General features: G+C 59.8%; 25 protein-coding genes. 20 read left to right on the top strand and 5 right to left on the bottom strand.

What is annotated here, in order from left to right:
• The first annotated feature begins 134 nt into the window (after positions 1-134).
• The 7 genes from HIJ39_RS12945 (at position 135) to HIJ39_RS12915 (ending at position 7,938) form a co-directional block, all read left to right on the top strand.
• A complete protein-coding gene (locus HIJ39_RS12945) occupies positions 135-389 on the top strand; it encodes a hypothetical protein (RefSeq protein ID WP_338055167.1) in 255 nt (84 codons plus the stop codon).
• Positions 390-527: 138 nt separating this feature from the next.
• Entirely contained in the window at positions 528-1,364 is an 837-nt protein-coding gene (locus HIJ39_RS12940) for an AAA family ATPase (protein ID WP_243239630.1), read from the top strand.
• A gap of 99 nt (positions 1,365-1,463) precedes the next feature.
• Positions 1,464-2,228, top strand: a complete 765-nt coding sequence (locus tag HIJ39_RS12935) for a VWA domain-containing protein (protein WP_169100329.1) — start codon at positions 1,464-1,466, stop codon at positions 2,226-2,228.
• A 30-nt stretch (positions 2,229-2,258) separates the two neighbouring features.
• On the top strand, positions 2,259-3,065 hold the full coding sequence (locus tag HIJ39_RS12930; RefSeq protein WP_169100327.1) for an FAD binding domain-containing protein: 807 nt from the start codon (positions 2,259-2,261) through the stop codon (positions 3,063-3,065).
• Between the two features lie 2 nt (positions 3,066-3,067).
• Positions 3,068-3,556 carry a 2Fe-2S iron-sulfur cluster-binding protein gene (locus tag HIJ39_RS12925; RefSeq protein WP_338055166.1) on the top strand — a complete coding sequence of 163 codons (489 nt, stop codon included), beginning with the start codon at positions 3,068-3,070 and terminating at the stop codon, positions 3,554-3,556.
• A complete protein-coding gene (locus tag HIJ39_RS12920) occupies positions 3,556-5,871 on the top strand; it encodes a xanthine dehydrogenase family protein molybdopterin-binding subunit (protein ID WP_169100325.1) in 2,316 nt (771 codons plus the stop codon). Before HIJ39_RS12925 ends, HIJ39_RS12920 begins: the two co-directional genes overlap by 1 nt.
• A 57-nt stretch (positions 5,872-5,928) precedes the next feature.
• Positions 5,929-7,938, top strand: a complete 2,010-nt coding sequence (locus HIJ39_RS12915; protein ID WP_169100323.1) for a S9 family peptidase — start codon at positions 5,929-5,931, stop codon at positions 7,936-7,938.
• Between the two features lie 99 nt (positions 7,939-8,037).
• On the opposite strand, the gene HIJ39_RS12910 is transcribed toward HIJ39_RS12915, so the two are convergent.
• Entirely contained in the window at positions 8,038-8,463 is a 426-nt protein-coding gene (locus tag HIJ39_RS12910; RefSeq protein ID WP_169100321.1) for a peptidylprolyl isomerase, read from the bottom strand.
• 15 nt (positions 8,464-8,478) lie between these two features.
• Entirely contained in the window at positions 8,479-9,258 is a 780-nt protein-coding gene (locus HIJ39_RS12905) for a lipoate--protein ligase family protein (protein ID WP_169100319.1), read from the bottom strand.
• A 106-nt stretch (positions 9,259-9,364) separates the two neighbouring features.
• Between HIJ39_RS12905 and HIJ39_RS12900 the strand changes: the two genes are divergently transcribed.
• Together HIJ39_RS12900 and HIJ39_RS12895 are read left to right on the top strand one after the other, a co-directional pair.
• Positions 9,365-9,790 carry a DUF4149 domain-containing protein gene (locus HIJ39_RS12900; protein WP_169100317.1) on the top strand — a complete coding sequence of 142 codons (426 nt, stop codon included), beginning with the start codon at positions 9,365-9,367 and terminating at the stop codon, positions 9,788-9,790.
• On the top strand, positions 9,787-10,536 hold the full coding sequence (locus HIJ39_RS12895) for an NUDIX hydrolase (RefSeq protein WP_169100315.1): 750 nt from the start codon (positions 9,787-9,789) through the stop codon (positions 10,534-10,536). Before HIJ39_RS12900 ends, HIJ39_RS12895 begins: the two co-directional genes overlap by 4 nt.
• Positions 10,537-10,595: 59 nt before the next feature.
• Here HIJ39_RS12895 and asnB read toward each other — a convergent pair whose 3' ends face one another.
• The gene (gene asnB, locus HIJ39_RS12890; protein ID WP_169100313.1) at positions 10,596-12,440 is read right to left on the bottom strand and encodes an asparagine synthase (glutamine-hydrolyzing); all 1,845 of its coding nucleotides are present in this window, start codon (positions 12,438-12,440) and stop codon (positions 10,596-10,598) included.
• 148 nt (positions 12,441-12,588) lie between these two features.
• On the opposite strand from asnB, the gene purE reads away from it, so the two are divergent.
• The 11 genes from purE (at position 12,589) to HIJ39_RS12835 (ending at position 20,606) form a co-directional block, all read left to right on the top strand.
• Positions 12,589-13,086: a 5-(carboxyamino)imidazole ribonucleotide mutase gene (gene purE / locus HIJ39_RS12885; RefSeq protein ID WP_169100311.1), complete on the top strand. Its 498-nt coding sequence runs from the start codon at positions 12,589-12,591 to the stop codon at positions 13,084-13,086.
• Positions 13,068-14,225 (top strand): 5-(carboxyamino)imidazole ribonucleotide synthase, encoded by a 1,158-nt coding sequence (locus tag HIJ39_RS12880; RefSeq protein ID WP_169100309.1) that lies wholly within the window; start codon positions 13,068-13,070, stop codon positions 14,223-14,225. The genes purE and HIJ39_RS12880 overlap by 19 nt, the downstream gene beginning before the upstream one ends.
• Positions 14,215-14,805, top strand: a complete 591-nt coding sequence (locus tag HIJ39_RS12875; RefSeq protein WP_338055164.1) for a TetR-type transcription factor C-terminal domain-containing protein — start codon at positions 14,215-14,217, stop codon at positions 14,803-14,805. Before HIJ39_RS12880 ends, HIJ39_RS12875 begins: the two co-directional genes overlap by 11 nt.
• 51 nt (positions 14,806-14,856) lie before the next feature.
• Positions 14,857-15,804, top strand: a complete 948-nt coding sequence (paaA, locus tag HIJ39_RS12870; RefSeq protein ID WP_169100307.1) for a 1,2-phenylacetyl-CoA epoxidase subunit PaaA — start codon at positions 14,857-14,859, stop codon at positions 15,802-15,804.
• Positions 15,805-15,817: 13 nt separating this feature from the next.
• Positions 15,818-16,153, top strand: a complete 336-nt coding sequence (locus tag HIJ39_RS24190; RefSeq protein WP_169100305.1) for a 1,2-phenylacetyl-CoA epoxidase subunit B — start codon at positions 15,818-15,820, stop codon at positions 16,151-16,153.
• Positions 16,134-16,952: a 1,2-phenylacetyl-CoA epoxidase subunit PaaC gene (paaC, locus tag HIJ39_RS12860; protein ID WP_169100303.1), complete on the top strand. Its 819-nt coding sequence runs from the start codon at positions 16,134-16,136 to the stop codon at positions 16,950-16,952. The genes HIJ39_RS24190 and paaC overlap by 20 nt, the downstream gene beginning before the upstream one ends.
• 11 nt (positions 16,953-16,963) lie before the next feature.
• Positions 16,964-17,422: a 1,2-phenylacetyl-CoA epoxidase subunit PaaD gene (paaD, locus tag HIJ39_RS12855; protein WP_207711656.1), complete on the top strand. Its 459-nt coding sequence runs from the start codon at positions 16,964-16,966 to the stop codon at positions 17,420-17,422.
• 110 nt (positions 17,423-17,532) lie between these two features.
• On the top strand, positions 17,533-18,432 hold the full coding sequence (locus HIJ39_RS12850) for a heme o synthase (protein WP_169100301.1): 900 nt from the start codon (positions 17,533-17,535) through the stop codon (positions 18,430-18,432).
• A gap of 20 nt (positions 18,433-18,452) precedes the next feature.
• Positions 18,453-18,935, top strand: a complete 483-nt coding sequence (locus tag HIJ39_RS12845; RefSeq protein WP_169100300.1) for a DUF420 domain-containing protein — start codon at positions 18,453-18,455, stop codon at positions 18,933-18,935.
• Between the two features lie 38 nt (positions 18,936-18,973).
• The gene (locus HIJ39_RS12840; protein WP_169100299.1) at positions 18,974-20,302 is read left to right on the top strand and encodes an MFS transporter; all 1,329 of its coding nucleotides are present in this window, start codon (positions 18,974-18,976) and stop codon (positions 20,300-20,302) included.
• An 82-nt stretch (positions 20,303-20,384) separates the two neighbouring features.
• Complete coding sequence (locus HIJ39_RS12835; protein WP_169100298.1) at positions 20,385-20,606, top strand: alpha/beta-type small acid-soluble spore protein; 222 nt, start codon at positions 20,385-20,387, stop codon at positions 20,604-20,606.
• A 66-nt stretch (positions 20,607-20,672) separates the two neighbouring features.
• On the opposite strand, the gene HIJ39_RS12830 is transcribed toward HIJ39_RS12835, so the two are convergent.
• Positions 20,673-21,476 (bottom strand): dienelactone hydrolase family protein, encoded by an 804-nt coding sequence (locus tag HIJ39_RS12830; RefSeq protein ID WP_169100297.1) that lies wholly within the window; start codon positions 21,474-21,476, stop codon positions 20,673-20,675.
• 39 nt (positions 21,477-21,515) lie between these two features.
• Entirely contained in the window at positions 21,516-22,445 is a 930-nt protein-coding gene (trxB, locus tag HIJ39_RS12825; RefSeq protein ID WP_169100296.1) for a thioredoxin-disulfide reductase, read from the bottom strand.
• Between the last annotated feature and the right edge of the window lie 150 nt (positions 22,446-22,595).

The following is a 22,595-nucleotide window of genomic DNA, read 5'->3' as shown; positions in this document are numbered from 1 at the left end:
GTCGATTTATGTGGATATGTTGGGGATAACCGTGTTAAAAAACTGTGGATTGGGTGTGGGTAAAGGGAGGAATTTCCACCCCCAAACAAGAAAGGAGTTGCAGAAAACAGAAGCGAGATTGAGGAGGGAGTCACGTGCTTGACGAGCGCTGTCCGACCTGTGGGTCGGAAGATGTGGTGATGACGGGACCTTTGACGGTGGAGGGCCCCAGTGCCAGCGTCACCGTTGTTCAGGGAAGGCAGTGTACCCTCTGCGGCAATTTGCAGGTCATGATTCCGCAGGCTCTGTTGGTTCGGTTGTATCCCCCTGGGGTGCGGTACCTGACTGAGTCGCGCCGGGCACGGCTCACTCAGCGCCGCCGTATGCGCCGCCGTCAATTAGGCGTGTAGGCGCACGTACATATGGGGTGGCCGGTCATTTCGGCCGCCATTTTCGCATCCTGAGGTCTCTTGATTTCGGCTGGCCAAACCGCCAAACTAGGCTTGACGGCTTCCTAACGGGAAGTTCGGTTGCCGAGGAGGAGTCTATTGGTCAGCGAAACGTCATGGGAGAACATACTGCGTCGAGGGGACTATCTGGCGAGTCAGGATATTGTCTTGATGGTGGATTTGGCCAGTCAGATGGGACGTCCGCTACTGTTGGAAGGGCCCAGCGGCACCGGGAAGACCATGCTGGCGGAGGCTCTCGCCCAAGGACTGGGGCGCCCCCTGATTCGACTGTCCTGTTACGAGGGGCTGGGTGCCAACGAGGCGCTATACGACTGGAATTATCATGCCCAATGGGTGCGGATGACGCAAAATCAGGCGACCGATCCCTTCAGCGAAGAGTTTTTATTGGAGCGGCCGTTGTTGCGGGCGGTCCGGCATCCCGACTCGGTGCTTTTAATCGATGAGGTTGATCGCGCCGACGAGGCGTTTGAGGCCTTGCTGCTGGAGTATCTCAGCGACTTTCAGATTTCACTGCCGGAACACGGCACAATCCGGGCTGGTCACCCACCCTTGACCGTTTTAACGTCCAATCGACAACGTCCGATTTCCGACGCCCTTCGACGCCGTTGTCTCTATGTCTTTGTCGATTGGCCGGATCGCCAGCGCGAAGAAGCGATTGTCGGATATCATGTGCCCGAATTGCGCACGGATCTGAGAGATCGGGTGGTAGCGGCCGTGCGGAGGCTTAGGGACTGGGACTTGATTAAGCCGCCGGGGCTCGCTGAGAGTGTGGATTGGGCGCGGGCCACGGCGCTGAAAGAGGCCGATTGGAGCCGAGACTGGGTCGAGCGGAGCCTCGGACTGGTGATTAAAGACGCGATGGATTTGGAACGAGTCCGGGAGCGAATTGAAGAGCTGGTAGCTCCCGAGACCTGACTGGATGAAGCACCGGCGGGTGTCATAAATCCAGCCGTCGAGTCGCCCTCAGCGGGACTGCAGGAAGAGCATGATGAGGAGAGCGATCAACTGGGAGACGTGTTTCGGCGCACCCGGGCCAGTTGGGGAAAGGGACGGACGATTAATGCCGGACTCCCCGATGAGCTTCCCTGGTGGCTTATACGCTGGCGGAGTGGGCCCGGCCGATGGGTGCGGCCTGCCCGCCATGGGAAGCTTACCGGACCTGAATCCCGCGTGGACTGGCGCCGTACCTTGAGACGCTGGGCGCGGTTAGGCCATGCCGATGGGCGGATGATCTGGCGCCGGGCGCCGCGTCGTCCCACCCAGGTAGTCGTGCTGTGGGATGTATCGGGTTCCATGGCCGCGTATCTTGGTTGGTATTTTCCTTGGATCTATCGGCTGGCCTCGCTGTCAGATGCCGTTCATGTGTTCGCGTTTGGCACCACCATCGAAGATCTGACGCCTCATTTGGCGTCCAAGTACCGCCAAGCGGTCCGCAATCTGTACGGCCAAACCAGCTTATGGGGCAGTGGTACGGCTATCGGCCAGGCGTTTCAACGGTGGAATGAGCGTTACGGCCCCCGGTTGTTATCCCGGCGGACCACCGTCGCGATTATTTCGGACGGCTGGGATGTCGGCAACCCGGAACAGTTGGCGTCCGCCCTGCAGTTTATGGCGTCGCGGGCGGAGCGGTTGGTCTGGATTAATCCCTTGATGGTAACGGCGGGATTTGAGCCCCGCACTCGAGCCCTGATGATGGCCCGCCGGTATGTGGATTCGATGACCGCGGGAGCGGAGCCCGAGTCTTTGGCTCGCTTGGCCCGGGAGTGGGACGTTATCTAAAGTACGTGAAACGGGAAAGGAATGGTCTTGATGAAACCGGCACCCTTTCAATATCAGCAGGCTCAATCACTGGACGACGCCTTGTCCGCTCTGAATCAACCGGGCGCGAAGGTCATCGCGGGCGGACAGAGTCTCGTGCCGCTGATGAATTTTCGTCTGAGCCGTCCGGAAACAGTGGTGGACATCAACGGGCTCTCGGAGCTTTCGGGCGTATCCGAGCGTGACGGCAAACTGGTGATCGGGGCAATGACTCGGCACCAAGAGCTCCTCGCCAATTCGCTGATCGCCCACAAGCCACCCGTGTTGCAAGAAGCGGCGCGACACATCGGCCACTGGGCGATTCGCAGCCGCGGCACCATTGGAGGAAGCGCGGTGCACGCCGATCCAGCCGCCGAATTGCCGGCCGCGCTGGTCGCGCTAGAGGCCACGGTGGTGGTGCGCTCTTTGACGGGCGAACGGTCCATCCCGGCACAGGATTTCTTTCAAGGCTTCTACACCACCGCCCTGGAAGAAAACGAGCTGGTGGTTCGATTTGAGGTTCCGATTAAGGCACGGCGTATGGGCTTTAGCGAAGTGGTGCGCCGGCCGGGTGACTTTGCCTTGGTGGGGGCCTTCGTGGAGGTGGGAGACACCGGTGGGGCCGTGACTTGGTTTGGCCTGGCCGCCCGCCCGGAACGGCAGCTCGTGGATGCCTGGAAGGGCAGCGAGGAGGCCCGTCGCGAGACCTTAGAGCGGCTCGCCCAGGAAAATGCCGTGGATCCCGAAGAGGAATATAAATACGCGCTGGCGGTGACGGTAGCGGAACGCGCCTATCACCAAGCGGTGAAGGAGGGCTAGCAGTGGCAGCAGTGGAGGAGCGCATTTCAATTGAACTTAAGGTAAACGGCCGAGCGCACCGTTTGGACGTCTCGCCGCGATGGACGCTGGCTGACGTGCTTCGGCACCAGGTGGGGCTGACGGGCACGCACGTGGGCTGTGAACAGGGGGTCTGCGGTGCCTGTACCGTATTGATGGATGGGCAGCCGACGCGCAGCTGCCTCATGTTTGCGGTACAAGCGGAAGGCCATGAGATTGTGACCGTCGAAGGGGTTACTCCCGACCAGGGACTCTCGCCGCTGCAGGAATCCTTCCGCGCCCACCACGCCCTCCAGTGCGGTTATTGCACGCCGGGCATGCTGTTGACGGCGGAAGCGCTTTTGCGCGAGAACCCGCACCCCGACGAGGACACGGTGCGGGAAGCGTTGACCGGGAATCTCTGCCGCTGCACGGGCTATCAGTTTATCGTCGACGCGGTTCTTTCGGCTGCGGAGAAGGGAGGCGACCGCTAATGGCTCAGGCGATGCGTCCGCAAATGATGGGAGCGCGTGTCTCTCGGGTGGAGGACCCGCGTCTCTTGGCGGGCCAAGCCCGCTACCTGGACGACATTCAGGTGCCGGGAATGTTGGAGATGGCGTTCGTTCGCTCGCCGCACGCGGCGGCTAAAATACGCCGCATCAACGTGGAACGGGCCCGGCAACATCCCGGAGTGCATGCGGTTTTGACCGTTCAGGACTGCCCGGTGCTGCTCTGGGAGCGGGACACCTATAAGGTGGGGCAGCCGGTGCTGGCCGACGGCGAGGTTATGTACGTGGGGCAACCGATCGTAGCGGTCGTGGCTGACAACCGCTATGTGGCGGAGGATGCCGCCGAACTGGTCGAGGTGGAGTATCAGCCCATTGAGCCGGTGTTGGACATGCGCCAGGCCATTGACGAGAAGCCGCGGCGGGTTCATCCCGATGCGGAAAACGTCTTCTTCCACAACGAGTACAGCACCCCAGGCTTCGAGGAAGCCTTCGAAAAAGCGCCCCGTCATCTGAAGGCGACCTTTCGTACCAATCGCCAAACGGCCGTTTCTATAGAGCCGCGCGGCACCGCCGCCATGGTGGATGCGGCCAGTGGCCGGGTCACCGTCTATGCGTCGACGCAGTCGCCGCACCGGATGCGGGAGGATATTAGCAATCTGTTGGAGATTCCCGAACACCAAGTGCGGGTAATTGTGCCGGAGGTAGGCGGCGGCTTCGGGATGAAGGCCAACTGTTACCCCGAGGATATTGTGGTGACGGCGGCTGCCATGAAACTGCGAAAGCCGGTCAAGTGGGTGTCGGATCGCTTGGAGTCGCTGGAAAGCGATGTCCACGCGCGCGATGATATCCACGATGTGGAGGTGGCGTTCGACGATCAGGGGAAAATCATCGCCATTCGCGACCACTTAATGGCGGACGGCGGAGCCTACCCGGCCTATCCCTTCTCCGGGGCCGTGGGGGAGACCAGCTTAGCGTCGCGGGTGTTGACCGGACCATACGATATTCCCCATCTGGCCACCACCATTGACTGCACCTACTCCAACAAGACTCCGCTGGGTGCGTATCGCGGGGTCTGGGGCCCGATTGCCTCCTTTATTCAAGAAGGGGTGGTGGAGCGGGTTGCACGGGCTCTCAATCTGGATCCGGCCGAAGTGCGGCGGCGCAACATGATTCGCCGCGAGCAATTTCCGTATCGCAACGCGGCCCGCATGATTTATGACGCCGGTTCGTATCTAGAGTCGATGGAAAAAGCCTTGGATCTGATTGGGTACGAGGACTTTCGGGAACGCCAGGCCAAGGCGCGGGCTCAGGGCAAGCATCTTGGCATCGGCATTTCGGTCTTCGTGGAGCCGACCGCCATGGCCTCATCGGAAGCAGGTTCGGTCGGTTACGAATCCTGCACCATTAAAATGGAGCCCTCTGGCAAGGTGACGGCCGCCCTGGGGCTTGGCCCCTCAGGTCAAGGGCACGAGACCACCATGGCACAAATTCTGGCTGACCAATTGGGGGTGCCCTTGGAAGATGTCGTCATCCTGCATGGCGACACCGACAGCGCGCCCTATGGAGGCGGAACGGGCGGAAGCCGCTCGGGACCCATCGGTGGCGGCGCCGCGTTGGTGGCGGGTCGTCAGATGCGGGAGCGGCTGGTGAAGTATGCGGCCGCGCTCCTCGAGGCCGGGGAAGAAGACATTGAGCTGGGCGACGGCAAGGCCTGGGTGGCCGGCGTGCCGGACCGTGCCATCAGCATTCGAACCATTGCCGAAACAGCCTATACCAATGTGAGAAAGATACCGGAAGGTTTGCCCATTGGGCTCGAGTTGACGGCCCGCTATTTGCCCAAGCGGCCGGTTACATTCTCCAACGGCACCCATATTGCCGAGGTGGAGGTGGATGTGGCCACGGGCATTGTCAAGGTCACCCGCTATGCGGTCGTGAACGATTGCGGCCGACTGATTAATCCCACCATCGTTGAGGGCCAAATTCATGGCGGGGTGGCGCAGGGCATCGGTGCCGCCGTGTTGGAGGCGCTGCGGTACAACGAGGATGGGCAGCTGGTAACGACCTCGCTTCTCGACTACTTGCTGCCGGAAAGCACGGACGTTCCCCGCATCGCTGTTGAGCATCTGGAAACTCCCTCGGATGGCGAGGGCGGCATCAAGGGAATGGGCGAAGGATCGTTGATTGCAGCTCCGGCAGCCGTGGCCAACGCCATCTCGGATGCCTTGGCGCCCTTTGGCAGCTTTGTGGACACGTTGCCGGTGACACCCAAGGATATTCGCGTCATGACGCAGCAAAAATAGGGAAGGCGGTGAGGCGGAGCTGTGCTGGCTCCGCCTCCTTTCTATAGGAGGGTAGTTATGCGGGTCGAAGATTTGTGGGAGATTCGCACCTGGGGCATGCCGGTCTTTGATCCGGTTCGGCCCCGACTCTATTTTGTGGAAAGTTGGTTGGACAAGCGGGAGAATTGTTCCCACAGCCGGATCATGCGGATGATGCTCGACGACGAGACGGTGGCGCCCATCACGTTGGGACCAGGCGATACCTTTCCCGTGCCATCACCGGATGGCACCTGGCTGGGGTTTTTGAGCCGCCGCTCAGGCAGCTCGCAAGTCTGGCGGCTTCCTCTGTCGGGGGGCGAGGCCGAGCAAGTGACCCGCATTCAAGGCGGCGTCAAAAGCTTCGCCTGGTTGCATGACGGAGAGTTTATGATTGTGGTGGCCCACGTCGAGCATGGATTGCTGGAGGCGGAGCACCCTCCCTCCGAACCGCGCCAGGACGCCTCGGACGGAGAATGGGAACGATGGTACACGCGTGGGGTCAAACGCATCACGCATCAGTATTACAAACTGGATGGGCAAGGATTTTTCGACCAGGGGCGTGATCAACTGGTGCGGGTGGAGGTAAAAACCGGACGCCCCACACTCTTGACTTCGGGATTTGACAACTACAGCCATCCGGTGCTGGCGGCGGATGATGGGATGCTCTGGACGTTGGTGCGCCGGTACGATTCACGTCCAGAAAGCCACCCGTCCGCCACGGTGATCGTATCGCTGGACGCGGAGAAAGGGGCCGAGACTATCCTCGCCGAACCGGAACTCGCCATTGAGAACCTGGCGGTCGGTCGCGAGGAGCAGGTCCTTTATTTTACGGGCTCGGTGCTCGCGGAAATGGGGTATGGCAACACCAGTCTCTATCGCCTCGACTTAGGCGATGGGCGTTGGATCAACTTGAGCCACAGCACCGACCGGCCGGTAGGCGACGCCAGTGGGGCCGACGTTGCTCCGCCTACCCGTCTTCGTCCCATAGAGTGGCGGGACATGGCCGTAATGACGTTTTCCGACCATGGGCGCGTGACCTTGGCCGCCTTTGGCGAGAACGGAGAGGTGCGGCCGCTTTTTGACGCCAAGCAGGTCGTGCTGGACTTTGCCGTAAAAGATGACCAGGTCTGTCTCGTGGTAACCGATCCCACGCATCCATCGGGTCTGCAGTTGGCGCGTCTGGACGGGGAGGCCAATCCGGTCCGGTGGGCGCCTGCCCCATGGGGGGACGGCGACGGCCCTCGGCCGGTTGAAGAGATCGTGGCTCACGAAGCCGATGGCACCGCCGTTCAAACTTGGTGTCTCTTGCCATCCGGCGACGGCCCGCATCCGGTGGTGTTGGAAGTTCATGGGGGCCCCATGTCGATGTATGGGTACCGCTATCATCATGAGTTTCAATCGCTGGCCGCCCATGGCTATGCGGTGGTCTACACCAATCCCCGGGGTTCCGTCGGATATGGCGCCGAATTCTGCCGTACGATTATGGGGCAGTGGGGAGACAAGGACTACCGTGATGTGATGGCCGGACTAGATGCGGCGCTGTCCGCTTGGCCGTCCTTGGACAGGACCCATTTAGGGGTCGCGGGGGGCAGCTACGGCGGATTTATGGTCAACTGGATCATCTCCCACAGCACGCGATTTTCTGCTGCCGTGACCATGCGGTCGGTGGTGAATCGCTTTTCGGCGATGGGGTCGAGCGATTTGGGATTTCTCCGCGTGCCGCAGTATGGGGAAAAGCCCTGGTGGGAGGATCCTGAACCATATTGGCAACAGTCGCCGCTACGCTATGCCTCAGCCATTCGCACGCCGCTTCTCATCGAGCACCAAGAGAAGGATTTCCGGTTGCCCATTGAGCAAGGGGAACAGTTGTACAGTGCCCTGAAGTACATGGGACGGACGGTGGAAATGCTGCTCTATCCGGACGAGTCCCACGGAATGAGCCGGTCGGGAAAGCCCTGGCATCGCATCTATCGGCTCAACAGCATCATCAACTGGTTTGACCGATACCTGTCCAGGCATGGAGACAATGCGGGTCAGGAACCGAGATAAAAAGGTGTTGCATGTGAGCGGGAGGGCATGGGAGGCCCATCGCGACGCATGCAACACCTTCAACACGACAGACGCCGTCAAAAGACGGCGTTCTCGTGTTTATTCGACAATCTCGACGGTGGTCATGCGGTCGCCTTGACGGATGGCATCCAGCACCTCGAACCCGTCGGTGAGTTGTCCAAACACGGTGTGGACTCCGTCCAAATGAGGCTGAGGGCTATGGCAGATGAAGAACTGACTTCCCCCCGTGTCGCGGCCGGCATGCGCCATGGATAAGGTTCCGCGCACATGGCGGTGCGGATTGTTGTCGGTTTCGCACTTAATGGTGTATCCGGGGCCGCCAGTGCCGTCTCCGCGCGGGCAACCGCCCTGAATCACAAAGTTGGGGATGACGCGGTGAAAGGTGAGGCCGTTGTAGAATCCTGAGCGGGCCAATTTGGCAAAGTTGGCCACCGTGCCAGGCGCTTCGCCAGGAAAGAGATCCAAAACCATGCGGCCCTTTTCCGTGTTGATAATCGCTTGCATCTGAGTCCTCCTAAGTTAGGCTCCGGCCCCGGTCAACTGCCGCTCGTCCAAGAGCGATGCAGCCAACTGCCGCTCGGCTTCGCTGAGCGGTTCGGGCCGAAGGCGATAGTGTAGGGAAAAGCCGGCTTCCAACGCCTGTTCCACAGCTGTTGTGGAAAGCTGCTGCATCTGGGGCAGCCGATTTAATGCCGTCACCGCCAAGGGGTCAAGCACCAAATCACTTCCGGCCCGGCGATAGAATTCTTGCAAAAGCTGGGTGGTTGCATAAGGATCTTGGCGAATCAAAAGCATGCCGCTGACCAACGCGAAACCCCCGCGAATGGCTTGGGCGATGCCAGCAATCTTTTGCCCGGAGGCCACCAGATCATACGGTCCCTCGCAATAGGAGCCAACCGCCCGACCAAATCCGGCATCAATGCCCAGGGTTCTTAGTCCATCAATGACGCCGGCTGCGAGCCGGCGAAAGTTGGATTCCCAAACCGTGAAATCCCGACAGGGTTCGCTCACGGCAAAGCTAAGGCATTCCTCGTCCAACAACACCGCGGAGCCGCCGCCGATGCGCATGAAAACCGGATAGCCTTGGTCCTTGAGCCATTGAACCGCGTCTGGAAGATGCGGCAAGCGGCGGTCTTTCGGACCCAGTAAAATGTAGGGTCGCTGATGGCGAATCACAACTGCGGCCGCCTCGCGATCCGCACTCCAGCGCGCCACCGTTTCCGCCAATACCGGGGACAGCGCCAGCTCGTCGACCGGCGCATCGGCGGATAGATGAACATATCGGGCTTCGGAAAGCATATTTACCCCCAGCAGAACCGGCGTCGCCTTTTGTCTGGCGCCCGGTTAGTCTATCCTGTCTGTTGTAGCGCATCGAGGTGGCATGGTCAAGACAGGAGGAGCTTTGGTGGAAAGATGGGGACGGCTTGCCTGGCGGCTTGGAGTGAGTGTCTGGTTGGGCACGATCTTCTTTTTGTTTGTCGGCATCGGGCCGCATGTGTTCACGGTGTTGCCGGCGTCCGAGGCCGGTCATTTGGTGGACGCGATCTTTCCCGTCTATGATGCCGAAGGGTTGGTCTTTGGCGCGCTGATGATTCTGGGCGCTCTGTTGCTGTTAGGTTCCCGCCGCGATGAGCGTCGTTGGGTACTGGTGGGCGTGGCCATTGTCAATTGGCTTTTGGCTTGGGCATCGGAGGCGACGCTTCGCGCCATGCAGCACCTTGAAGCAGGAGCGCCGCGCTTTCATCAGCTACACGCCGAGTCGGTCATCTTTAGCGTCGCCATGTTTTTGCTGGTGCTGTTTGGCCTGATTTGGGATGTCCTCTCGCTATGACCGGGACGTCCCACTGGAATCCCGCGCACAATCTTCGGGTGGCGGTAGAAGACAAGCCTTGGGATCTCCCGGAAGCGCTGCAGGATGAGGTCGAGGCCGCTTGGAAGACATGGCGGCGCGATTTCTTCCGCGGCCCGGTGCTTTCGTTGGTCGGCGCCGAGAATACCGCCCAAGGCCCAGTACTCCAGACCCGATGGACTGACTATGCCCATTTTCTTTATAGTGCCCGTACACTAAACCCGAGGCATCCCTTTTACGTGCGCGTGGTGTTTGCCGCCGGATGCCTCATCAGCCGGGACGGATTTCTTATGGCGGCCGTGATGGGGCCCGAAACCACCCGCCCGGGGTGGGTGCAGGCGGTCGGCGGGTCAGCCGATCCGAGTGACGTGACGCTGGGACGCCTGGATGCGGTGGCCTCGGCGCTCCGTGAGGTGCGGGAGGAGACCGGCCTCAACTTGACCTCTTCGGACTTGTCCCGGGAGGTTGCCGTGGTCGGCTACACCCAGGATGTTCGGGATGGCAGTGCCGCCATTGCCGTGAAGGCCGAGCTTACGGCGACGGCCGACGAGGTTCGCCGCCAATTTCACATCTTTCAGGCGCAGCAAGAGAACAGCGAGCTTGCCGACTTGGTTGCCATTCCGCTTGGGATGGCGGGACTCTCTTGGCTTCGGGATGAGGGGCGGCGGGCGGTGCGGTATTTGGAACCATTGTTGCTGGCCCCGGAACTGCAGCCAGGGACAAAATGAGGCCAGAGAGAAACCGCAATGAGAGGATTGCACGCTCTCATTGCGGCCTCTCGGCGCATCTAGACAATTTCAATACGGTATTCGTCAAGCCAGGCGTTTGCCTGAATAAGAAAGGCAAACAGCTGCGCGTTTCCCATCAACTGGCCGAACCAGGGGATTTGGTCCGCCTGAGGACCGGCCTTGATGACGTCGGCCAGGCGCTGGCGGTTGATGAAAGGACGCAGCGGCGCACCCGGGTCGTTGACGATTTCCAGCATGCGGTTGGCCATGGCGGCAAAATAGCTGGGGTTGGGCGTCGAGGGATAGGGGGACTTCCGCCGCATTACCACCTCTTCCGGAAGCCAGCCTCGCGCCGCTCTTCGGAGAATGCCCTTGGCCACCCCTTGGTAATTTTTCATCTCCCAGGGAATGTTGAAGACATAATCCACCAGCCGATGATCACAAAATGGCACGCGCACCTCCAGACTCTGCGCCATGGTCATGCGGTCCTTGCGGTCCAGCAACGTGGGCAGAAATCGGGTGATGCTGAGATAGGCAATTTCGCGGATGCGGTGCTCTTCGGGACTTTCATCGGGCAAGTGGGGAACTTCCTCCAGCGCTTCTTGATAACGGGCGTCAACATAGTCAAACGGCTGAATGTGGTGCAGAAAATCGTCGTCGAGGACGCTGACTCGGTCCTTCAGACGGAGAGACCAAGGGAAGGTGTGGGCGCTCAGCGCATCCGGGCGATGAAACCATGGGTAGCCTCCAAAAATCTCGTCGGCCGCTTCCCCTGAAAGGCCTACCGTGGCCTCGCGCTTGATGTGTCCGGCAAACACCAATAGCGAGGTGTCCACATCTGCGTGCCCGGGCAAATCGCGCGCGCGCAGCGCGGGCAACAGATACCGATCCAGATCCGGAGTATCCAACTCCACCCGAATATGCTCGGTGTCGAGATGTTCTGAGACGCGCTTCACCCAGGGGGCGTCCATGTTAGTCTGAAATCCATTGTCCTGGAAATAGCGCTCCATATCTTTGAAGTCAATGGAGAAGGTCTTCAGCCGCCCTTTTCCCTGGCGCCGAAATGCCCCAGATGCAATCGCCGTCACAATGCTTGAGTCAAGCCCTCCCGATAACAGAGTGACCACGGGAACGTCCGCTACCAGCTGGCGCTCGACGGCGTCTTGGAGCAGATCATGAATTTTCTGTGCGGTGGTGTCCAGATCATCCTCATGAGGCAGAGCCGTCAACTGCCAATAAGGCTTGGTGTGGGTGCCCGTGGGGGTGTGAACCAGGGACCAGCCAGCGCGGAGCTCTTCGATATCCTCAAAAACGCCTTGGCCCGGTGTGCGCGATGGACCGAGCGCAAACACTTCCGCCAGCCCGTCGCGATTGACGCGCCGCGATACCAAGGTGTGGGCCAACAGCCCCTTTATTTCGGAAGCGAACAGCAACGTCGAGCCCTTCTTCGTGTAAAACAGCGGCTTAACCCCCAAACGGTCACGAGCCATGAACAAGGTTTGGGTTCGGCTGTTCCAGATTGCAAAGGCGTAGATGCCGTTCAGCCGTTCGAGCGCATTCTCGCCCCACGCCATATAGGCGGTCAAGAGAACCTCGGTGTCGGAGCGGGACTGAAACGTATAGCCTAAGGCTTGGAGTTCCTCCCGAAGCTCTTGAAAGTTGTACAGCTCCCCGTTGTACACGATGGTGTAGACGGTGTCGCCGTAGCGCCGCGACATGGGCTGCATGCCGCCTTCGGGATCAATGACCACCAGCCGCCGATGGGCCAATCCCGCGTGAGGCGAAATCCATGTGCCACTGCCATCCGGACCGCGGCAGGTCATGGGTTGCGCCATCGCCTCCAGCTGGCGCTGCTCATGCACCAAATTGCGTTGATAGTCGATCCAACCGGCAATGCCGCACATAGTTAGGGTCCTCCTTTAAGTCGTGGGTTGGTTCCGCTAGCAAAATACTCTATGCTTAGCCCTGAGAGTGTGCCTCGGCGCCCCCTGTGGGGATTGCTGGCCGAGTGAGCAGGATATTCCAGCCGGTGAGGAGGGTGTTGGCAAACGGATGATTTTACTGGCTATGGGAAGCGAGTCTGATTGGGAGACACTGCAGCATTGTGCCGCGACGCTGGATCGCCTGAAGGTTGGATATCAGGCACGGGTGCTGTCCGCGCACCGAACGCCCCAGCGCATGTTGGAGATGGCTGAGCGGGCCCATCAGGACGGTTTTTCCGTCATCATTGCCGGCGCTGGCGGCGCTGCTCACCTTCCCGGGATGATGGCGAGCGCCACACTGTTGCCGGTAATCGGGGTGCCGGTCACCAGTCGGGCGCTTAATGGGCTGGATTCCCTATTGTCCATTGTACAAATGCCCGGAGGGGTGCCGGTGGCCACCATGGCTATCGGCAAAGCGGGGGCCGTCAATGCCGCCCTAATGGCTGCGCGTATTTTGGCAGTGCAGGATCCGGAATTGAGGGAGCGTCTAATCGAATATCGCCAAGCCATGCAAGAAAGTGTATTAGAACAGGATGGGAGAGTGCAGCGGTGGCAACCCGAATCGTAGCGGTCGGCGGAACGATTGGCATTATGGGCGGTGGTCAATTGGGGCGGATGATGGCGCTGGCAGGTCGGGCCATGGGCCTTCACACCGTCGTATGGGACCCGTCGCCGAGACCCGCCGGCGAGGCGGCGGATGCGGCCATCGCCCGCTCCTTCGACAACAGCCAAGCTCTGGCGGAGTTCCTCGAACAGGTCCAGCATGTCACCTACGAGTTTGAGAATGTCAACGTCGAAACGGTGCGGGCGATTAATGAGGTACGCCCGGTGTTTCCGCCCCCTGAGCTTTTGTACATTAGTCAGAATCGCCTCCGCGAAAAGGATACCGCGCGGCGGTTAGGGCTTTTGACCACGCCTTACGGCGCCTTGGACACGGAGTCGGATGTCCGTCGTGCCGCCGCAGAGATTGGGTTTCCGGCCATCATCAAGACGGCAGAAGGCGGGTATGACGGAAAAGGCCAGGAGCCGGTATCGTCTCTCGATGAGGCACTTGCCGCTTTCAAGAGCCTTCAGGGCGGCACGCGCCCGCTCATCTTCGAGCAGCGGGTCGCTTTTGAACGAGAAGTATCGGTCGTGGTTGCACGCGACCAAGCGGGGTTGACAGTGACCTATCCGGTGACCGAAAACCATCACGCCCACGGCATTTTGGACTACAGCCTGGCTCCAGCGCCGATGGATGAGACCTTGGCCTTTGAGGTTCGCCAACAGGCCCGCACGATGGCGGCCGGATTGGATTTGGTGGGGGTGATGGCGTTGGAGTTCTTTATCGATCAAGACGGCCGCGTGCTTTTCAACGAAATGGCGCCGCGTCCCCACAATTCCGGGCACTGGACCATCGAGGGGGCCACACCGTCTCAGTTTACCCAGCATATGCGCGCGGTGGCGGGATGGCCGGTCGTCGAGCCGCGCCTCATGCTCCCATCCGCCATGGTTAATCTCATGGGCGAGTCGTTTATGAATGGGTATCAGGATGTCTATCGGGTGCTTAATGTGCCCGGCGCAGCGCTGCATTGGTACGGCAAAACGGAGATGCGGCCCGGGCGAAAGGTGGGGCATGTGACGCTGGTGGCCAATACGGTGGAAGAGGCCTTTGACGGTGTCAAGGCCGTCAAGCAGCTGGTGCGAGGAACTTCCAGTGGCGCGTAGGAGTCGGCGTGACGCCATTATCGAGGCCGCCGCGGAGCTTTTTGCCGAGAAAGGCTTTCGCGCCACCACCGTGCGCGACATCGCCGAAGAAGCCGGCGTCTTGTCTGGGAGTCTCTACGCCCACATTGACACCAAAGAGGACCTATATCTCGAGATTGTGCGACGTGCCGCGGACGATTTCAGCCGGGCGGTGCGGCCCTGGGCCGATGCCGGGTTGGCGCCGGCCGAAAAATTAGGTCGGATGATCCGAGCTCATTTGGAAGTGATTGGCGCATCCCGCGCCTGGGCCCGCGTCTACCTGGACGATGACAACCAGTTAAGCGATGCGACGCGGCGCCAAGCGCGGCAATTGCGGCGCGACTACGAACGATGGTGGGATCAAGTGCTGGAAGAAGGCATGGCCAGCGGCGCGTTTCAGGTGCCGGACGAAACCATGGCGCGACTCTTTATATTGTCGGCGCTGAATGGCATGATTCGCTGGTTTCGCCCTGATGGGCGGTTAACGGCTGAGCAGGTGGCGGAGGCCTACGTCATTTTGGTCAAACGGGTGCTGGGCGCCATTGACACATCAGCGCCGTGAACATAATCTAAGATTAAGAAAGCAAACGCTTGGTTTCGGGAGGGGACACAGGTGCCAGAAGACGTGCTGACTGACCAGGAAGCCTATTTCTTGGAACGGATTGACCGCGGCGATCGCATTGAGGCCGACGATTGGATGCCGGAGGAATACCGCAATCAATTGGTGCGGCTGATTGCCATGCACGCCGTTAGTGAGATTATGGGGGCTTTGCCGGAAAAAGAGTGGGTGCCGCGCGCTCCCACGCTATACCGCCGCTTGGCGATTACCGCCAAGGTGCAGGATGAGGTGGGACACGGCCAATTGCTGATTCGGGTGGCTGAGGATTTGATGCGTCCCTGGGGGAAGAATCGCGAAGACATCATGCAGGATTTGTTCACTGGGCGCTTGAAGTATCATAACGTCTTTCATATGGCCACGCCCACTTGGGCGGATGCGGGAATCATTGGATGGTTGGTCGATGGCGCCGCCGTGATTACCCAAGGTATGTCCTTAAGCTGCTCCTATGCGCCCTATGCTCGGGCATTGGCCCGCATCGTCGAGGAAGAGGGCTTTCACATTCAACACGGCGAAAGCATCTGCATGGCGCTTGCCGAAGGCACTCCCATGCAGCGCGCCATGCTGCAGGATGCATTAAACCGGTGGTGGCCGGCGCTCTTGATGTTCTTTGGCCCTCCAGAAAAAAGCCAATTGTCCACCAACCAACTGCGCAACATTCGCTGGAAAATTCGCTCCAAGACTAATGAGGAGCTGCGCCAGAAGTTTTTCACGAAGTATGTGCACCGCATCTGGTCGTTAGGACTCACCATCCCGGATCCGACGCTGAAACAAGATCCCCAAACGAAGGAGTGGACCTATCAGCAGCCCGATTGGAATCTCTTCCGGGAGATTGTCAACAACCATGGGCCGCGCTCCGAGGCGCGTCTTGGACTGCGCTCGACCACATATCAGGAAGGCGAATGGGTGCGCGCGATGATTGCCCGCTCGCCGCGGGCGGTCTAAGGGGGAGATGGCCATGGAGCGGTTGGATTTTGATGTCTACGAAGTCTTTGCCCAATCGGACTCGATGAGTCCCCACGTGCACGTGTTCAACGTGCTCGCGTCATCGCCGGATATGGCGCTGGCGCTAGCGGAGGAAAACTTCTTTCGCCGAGAGGGCTACCAAAGTCTGTGGGTTGTGCGACGCGACCACATTTATCAGCTGGGGTTCAAGGATCGCGTCGGATTCGGCAAGACGCCCAAGAACTATCGGACCACAGACGACTATAAGTACTTGCGCGACAAATGGCGTCATTATCGGGAGCATCCCATGGGGAAGGGGGGCGAAGCAAGTGGAACGGTGGACGAGTGACGAGGTCAAGAACCGCCCCGAGGCGCTTAAGCCGCTGACGGACCTTCTGTTTCAACTGGCCGATGATGATCTGGTGATCGGCTACCGGGATCAGGAGTGGCTCGGCCTCGCCCCCCATATCGAAGAAGATGTAGCCTTTGGGTCCATCGCTCAAGAGGAGATTGGGCACGCGGCCTGGTACTTTCGCATGTTGGAGGAGTTAGGGATGGGGCGGGCGGACGACTTGGCCTCGCTGCGGGAGGCTCGGGAGCGGAAAAACGCCGTCATGCTGGAATTGCCCAATGGCGAAGGGGCCGACTATTTGACTGCCCCGCATTTTGATTGGGATTGGACCATTGTGCGCCACTATCTCCACGATGTGTGGGAAATGGCGCGGCTTGAGGCGCTCAAAACCAGCCGGTATCTCCCCTTAGCGGAAGCCAGCGAGAAGATTTTGAGCGAGAAGCGCTACCATCGCGCGCATCAGGAACTTTGGATGCGGACCATGGCCCGACATGATTCCGTCTCCCGGCAGAAATTAGAAGCCGCCACCGCTAAGGCGTTTCAGTGGCTCGGGGACTTGCCGAGTGTTGGACCGGCGGAGACAGCGCTAGAGCACTTGGGGATTTTCAGTGGTGTGGATGAGGCCAAGCGCGCCTTTTGGGATCAGGTGGACACATTTTTTGGCGAGCTCCGCATCCATCGGCCTGAAGCAGCCAAGCCCTTGGATGGACGACAGGGCCAGCATACCCCCGAGTTGGCCCGCGCCCTCAGCACACTCTCTGAGGTGTACCGGCTGGATCCCACTGCAAAATGGTAGGTGATGACCGTATGATTGGCGAGGAGGACGTCTATCGGGTACTGGAGCAGGTTCACGATCCCGAAATTCGCGCCGTCAACATCGTGGACCTCGGCATGGTGTGGGATGTCAAGGCCTCGGACCACGTGGTTCACGTGACGCTCATTCCGACCTTCGTGGGGTGCTCCGCCCAAACCATCATTCAGCGGGTGGCGGAGTCGCGCCTGGCGGCAGCCTTTCCAGACGTCCGGGTGGCGGTGGATCTGAATCTGAGTGGCAGCTGGCACACCGATCGCATCTCAGAGAGAGGGCGAGAGGCGCTTAAACAGTCCGGCATCGCACCCCCTGGTAAGGATCTCGGCGATGTCGCCTGCCCATTTTGTGGGAGCCGCGACGCCGCCATGGAGAATTTGTTCGCCTCCACCTCGTGCCGGAGCCTCTACTATTGCCGCGCATGCCACAATCCTTTCGAAGCCTTCAAACCTCTCTAATTTCGACACGTTTTGGCGGGCGCAGCATGAACCTGACAGAACGTGTCCTTACTTTTTTGGATGTCATGTAGTAAAGTTAATCCGACAACATGGACTGAGGCGGGACGAATGTGATACATGCAGTAGAAGAAGTACAGGCGTCGCGGGCGACTCTGGGCGACTACCTCACGTTGACCAAGCCCCGCATTATTGCGTTGTTGGTGGTGACCGCCTACTGTGCCATGGTGGTCGCAGATGGCCGCATCCCGCCCTTGGGGCTCACCTTTTTTGCCCTGTTGGGGTTGGCCATGTCGACCGCCGGCGCACACGCGGTAAATATGTGGTACGACCGCGACATTGATGCCGTGATGTCGCGCACGCGCCGCCGGCCATTGGTCACTGGGAAAATTCCCCCGCAGCAGGCGCTTTGGATGGGCATCGGGCTTGAACTGGCGTCCATCGCGCTGGTGCTGTGGCGCGTCAATAGCTTGACGGCTGTTTGGACGACAATTGGCTTTCTGTTTTATGTCGTCATTTATACCATCTGGTTAAAGCGCCGGACCCCGCAAAATATTGTCATCGGGGGCGCTGCCGGGTCCATTCCGCCGTTGGTGGGGTGGGCTGCCGTGACCGGACACATGAGTGTAGCGGCTTGGTTGATGTTTCTCATCATCTTTCTCTGGACGCCGCCCCATTTTTGGTCCTTGGCGCTCTATAAACGCGATGATTATCAGCGGGCTGGTGTGCCCATGATGCCGGTCGTGCGCGGGGAACGCTCTACGAAGTGGCAAAGCGCGGTCTATGCGGTGTTGCTCTTGGGGGCCTCGATCGCCCTCTATGCAACGCATGTCGTCGATGTCATCTATCTGGTCATCGCGCTCATCATTGGCCTCGGCTTCATCGCGGTGCACGTGCCGCTTTTGCGCGAACACATGCCTCAAGTGCGCTGGGCCAAGCGGACATTTCACATGTCACTCTGGTATATGACGGGCATCTTTTTCGCGATGGTAGCCGGAGGCTTGTGGCGGTAGGTCCGGCGAGGAGGATGGGAATGCAAATCTGGCCCTGGATCAACGAGGGTTTTATGATTGTGAGCGCGTTGTTGATTCTTAGCGGGTGGATTTATATCCGACGGGGCCAACGAGACACCCACAGGAAGTTGATGTTGGCCGGGGCGACCTTTGCCACCGCGTTTTTTATCAGCTATGTGCTGCGAACGTTGCTGGTGGGGGACACCACCTACAACGGACCTAAAGCTCTTGCCGCACCCTATCAAGTCTTCTTGCAGGCGCATGCCACCTTGGCCACGGTGGCGGCGGTTCTGGGCATTATCACCATTCGGCGCGCCTTGTTGGGGCGATTCCAACTGCATCGCCGCATTGCGCCGTGGACGGCCAGCGTTTGGATGATCGCTGCGGCCTCGGGTCTCGTGGTATTTCTTCTTCTTTATGTGATTTATTCGCCAGGGCCGACCACCAATCTTTTTCGGGCGGTCGCCGTTGGCCTAGCGGGTAATGTTGGGTGGTTTGGATAGACTAGCCAGGAATTCAACTTTTGGGATGGAGGGACAACATGCGCCCCAACTATCGTTCACTCAGCGTCTATTTGGTGGGCGTCTTCATGGGCGCCCTCGACACCAATGTCTTGGCGCCAGTTTTTCCCCTCATCATGCGCGGGTTTCATATCCCGCTCGGTTGGGCGGCATGGACCGTCACCTCCTATACGGTGGCCTACATTGCGTCCACGGTGTTGGCGGGAGCTTGGGGCGACCGCATTGGACATAAAAAGTTGTTTGTGTGGGGTATTGTCGCCTTTATGCTGGCGTCGCTGCTGGCAGCGTTTTCGCCTAACTTTTGGGTGTTTATGTTGGCCCGGGTGGTTCAAGGAGCCGGGGCGGGAGCTGTGTATCCCAATGCCCAAGCGGAGGGGATCCGCGAGTTTCCGGCGGAACGCCGGGGAACGGCCTTGGGAATGTTTGGAGCTGTTTTCGGCATGGCCAGTGTTCTCGGCCCCACGTTGGGCGGTCTTTTAGGGCAGTACTTGGGCTGGCCGGCGGTGTTTTGGATTAATGTGCCCATCGCGCTGGTGGTGTTGACCATGAGCCGGCGTGTGGCTGCGTCCCCGGTTCAAGACCGGCCCGTGCCGGATTGGAAGGGCGGAGCCAGCTTTTCCGTACTGTTGGCGGCTGCCTTGCTGGTGCTGATGGGTACGGGATATCTGCGGGTCGTGTTTGCCGGCGTGGCAGCGTTGGCCTTGCTGGTGTTCATGGCCCGTCAAAGGCACGCGTCTTCGCCATTTCTGGACGATCGTCCGTTGAAGCGGGGATCGGGGGTGTCGATGATGATTGGGGCGGCCTTGATTGGACTGGACATGTCGGCGGCTGTATTTGTGCCGACCCTGGTGCAGCGGGTGTTGCACTTTTCGGTGCTGGCCTCAGGTCTCGCGTTGCTTCCGGCGGCATTTAGCGGCGCCATCTTGTCCGGTGTCGGCGGGGTGATGGTGGACCGGGTCGGCCCGCGGCGGCTCTTGGTGGTGGGTTTGGTGGCCGGGGCGATTGGCGGCGTCTTGCTGGCCTGGCCGCCGTTGACCTTCACCCGCTTTATTATCGCCATGCTGTTCTTTGGACTGGGCACCGCCTTTACCATGGGGGCGCCCCTGAATCGGATGGCGCTGGCCTTATATCGCGACGACCAGTCGGGTGAGGCGCTCTCCTTGGTGGCTGTCTTCCGCGGCATCGGCCTTGCGGCCGGTCCCGTCATTTTAACGGCGGCAGACAGTGTGCGCGGCTTCAGCGGCATGTACGGGGCGGTCGCGGTGGCCTCGTTGGTGGGCGTGTTCGCCTTTCTATTTGTGCCGGACGTCAAGCCGGTCAAGCAAGGACAGGCCGTGTCCGAAAGCTGACAGAAATTGGATTGGCGCTGAAGGGTAAATCCGTCAACGGTGGGTGATAATAACGCCACTACCTGAGATGGAGGTGACATAAATGGCACAGGGAAGCAACACCAGCAATCGCGCTTTGGTGCGTGGTGCGGAGCGCGCACTTGACCAATTCAAGTACGAAGTCGCCCGCGAAATTGGACTCCAGGGCATTGAAGATGGCTACTGGGGCGACGTTCCCTCGGCGCAATGTGGCGCCGTGGGGGGGCACATGGTCCGCAAGATGATTGAGATGGCGGAGCAGCAGATGGCGGGCCGGACCCGTTAAACTGACCGCTTCCCGTCAAAAAAGGCCGGCAACCGGCCTTTTTTGTGCTTGGTGAAGGGCGTTTGATTAGCCCAGATTTTTAGCGAAAAAACCGAGCGTTTCCGCCCAGGCGTCTCGGGCCGCGTCCACATTGTACGAGGCTCGCGTGTCGTTGAAAAACGCGTGTCCCGCGCCGTTGTAGATTTTGGCGTGATAGGGCTTGCCGAGCTGCTGCATGCTTTCTCGAACCGCCGGTACGGCGTCCGTGAGAGCATGGTCTGTCTCCCCATAGAAACCGTACACCGGGGTTTCAAGGCGGGCCCTGTCTTCCTCGCTGGGGGCCCGGCCGTAGTTGCAAACGGCCGCTTTGAGGCGGTGATCGCGGCAGGCGAGGAGGAACGACAGGGCGCCTCCCATGCAGTAGCCCACGCTGACAACGCCTTTGCCGTGCGATTCGGCATAGTCCACCCAGCGTTTTAGCTGTTTGACATAGCCTTCCATATCGCGACCCTGAAACAAGAGGCCGAGCGTCTCACGAACATTTTGCGCCTCCGGCGCAGGGAGCTGGCTTATGTATTGGTCGCGGACCTCCGGGTTTCCCCAGCCTTCCGGCGGCATCGTGTCCAGGAATTTTTTCACCGCTTGGATGCGTGGGGCGGTGAGTGCTTCGGGGGTCTCTCCCAAGGAGTACAAATCCGGGGCGATGGCTTGATATCTGGCGGTGGCGAATCGGTCTGTCATGTCCTGAATGTGGTCGTCAACCCCCCAGATTTCCTGAATCACAATGACCGTCGGCAAGGGCTTGTCTCCAGCCGCTTCCGGGCGCGCAAGATAGGCACGCATGGACTGGCCGTCCAGCGTGTCGGTAATCCAGTTGGTTTGAAGTTTCATGAATACCCCTCCACCTTGGATTATACCTAAATTCTGGAACTATCTGCCCTGTGTTTCCAGCCAGCGCTCCACATCCATGGCGGCTCGGCATCCGGTGCCGGCAGCGGTAATGGCCTGACGGTAGCGGGAATCGGCGACGTCGCCGCAGGCAAAGACCCCGTCCACACTGGTGCGGGTGGAGCCGTCGTGGGTGATGATGTAGCCGACGGTATCGGTGTCCACCTGGCCATTCAAAAAGGCCGTGTTGGGGCGGTGCCCGATCGAGACAAAGAGACCCTCGGTGGGAAGAACTTCCTCCTTGCCGCTGTCATTGTGGCGAACTTTGAGGCCGGTGACTTTGTTGTTCTCCGACAGGACTTCCACCGGCACCGCATTCATGACCCATGAAATCTTGGGGTTTTTTTGGGCGCGCTCCTGCATAATCTTGGAGGCCCGAAGCTGGTCGCGGCGGTGCACAATGGTAACCTCCGACGCGTAGCGGGTGAGAAAGGTGGCCTCCTCCATGGCCGAGTCGCCGCCTCCCACCACAAGAATCCGCTTGTTCTTAAAGAAAAAGCCGTCACACGTGGCGCAGGTGGAGACCCCGTGGCCCACCATCTCCTGTTCACCGGGAATCTCCAGCATCTTGGCCGATGCCCCGGTCGAGATGATGAGCGCGTTGGCTTCATAGGTCTTGTCGTCATCGGTGGTGACCTTAAAGGGACGCCGACTCAAGTCGACGCTGGCCGCACGGCCGGGGATAAACTTAGCGCCAAAGCGTTCCGCCTGCTTTTTCATCGCTTCCATCAAATCGGGTCCTAATATCCCTTCGGGAAATCCCGGAAAATTTTCCACCTCGGTGGTGAGCATAAGTTGGCCCCCGGGCTCCTCGCCCTCAATAACCAGCGGGTTGAGATCGGCTCGGGCCGCATAGATGGCGGCCGTGTAGCCTGCAGGGCCGGTTCCCAGAATAATCACGTCTTCACTCATCGGTTGACTCCTTTCCGGCCATTGTAGCCGCCCCTTAGTATACGTCTTTTTGCAAGTGTTCCCAAGGTCATTGACTAGGAGCTTTTTCAAAAATTGACCCGGACGGCTCCGCGGACGGGTGTCAAAATTCGCTGGGGTGGGCGGCCATTT

Origin of the sequence: Sulfobacillus harzensis (assembly GCF_012933365.1) — a bacterium.
Classification (GTDB): Bacteria; Bacillota; Sulfobacillia; order Sulfobacillales; family Sulfobacillaceae; genus Sulfobacillus_B; species Sulfobacillus_B harzensis.
This window is presented reverse-complemented; position numbering and strand designations above follow the sequence as displayed.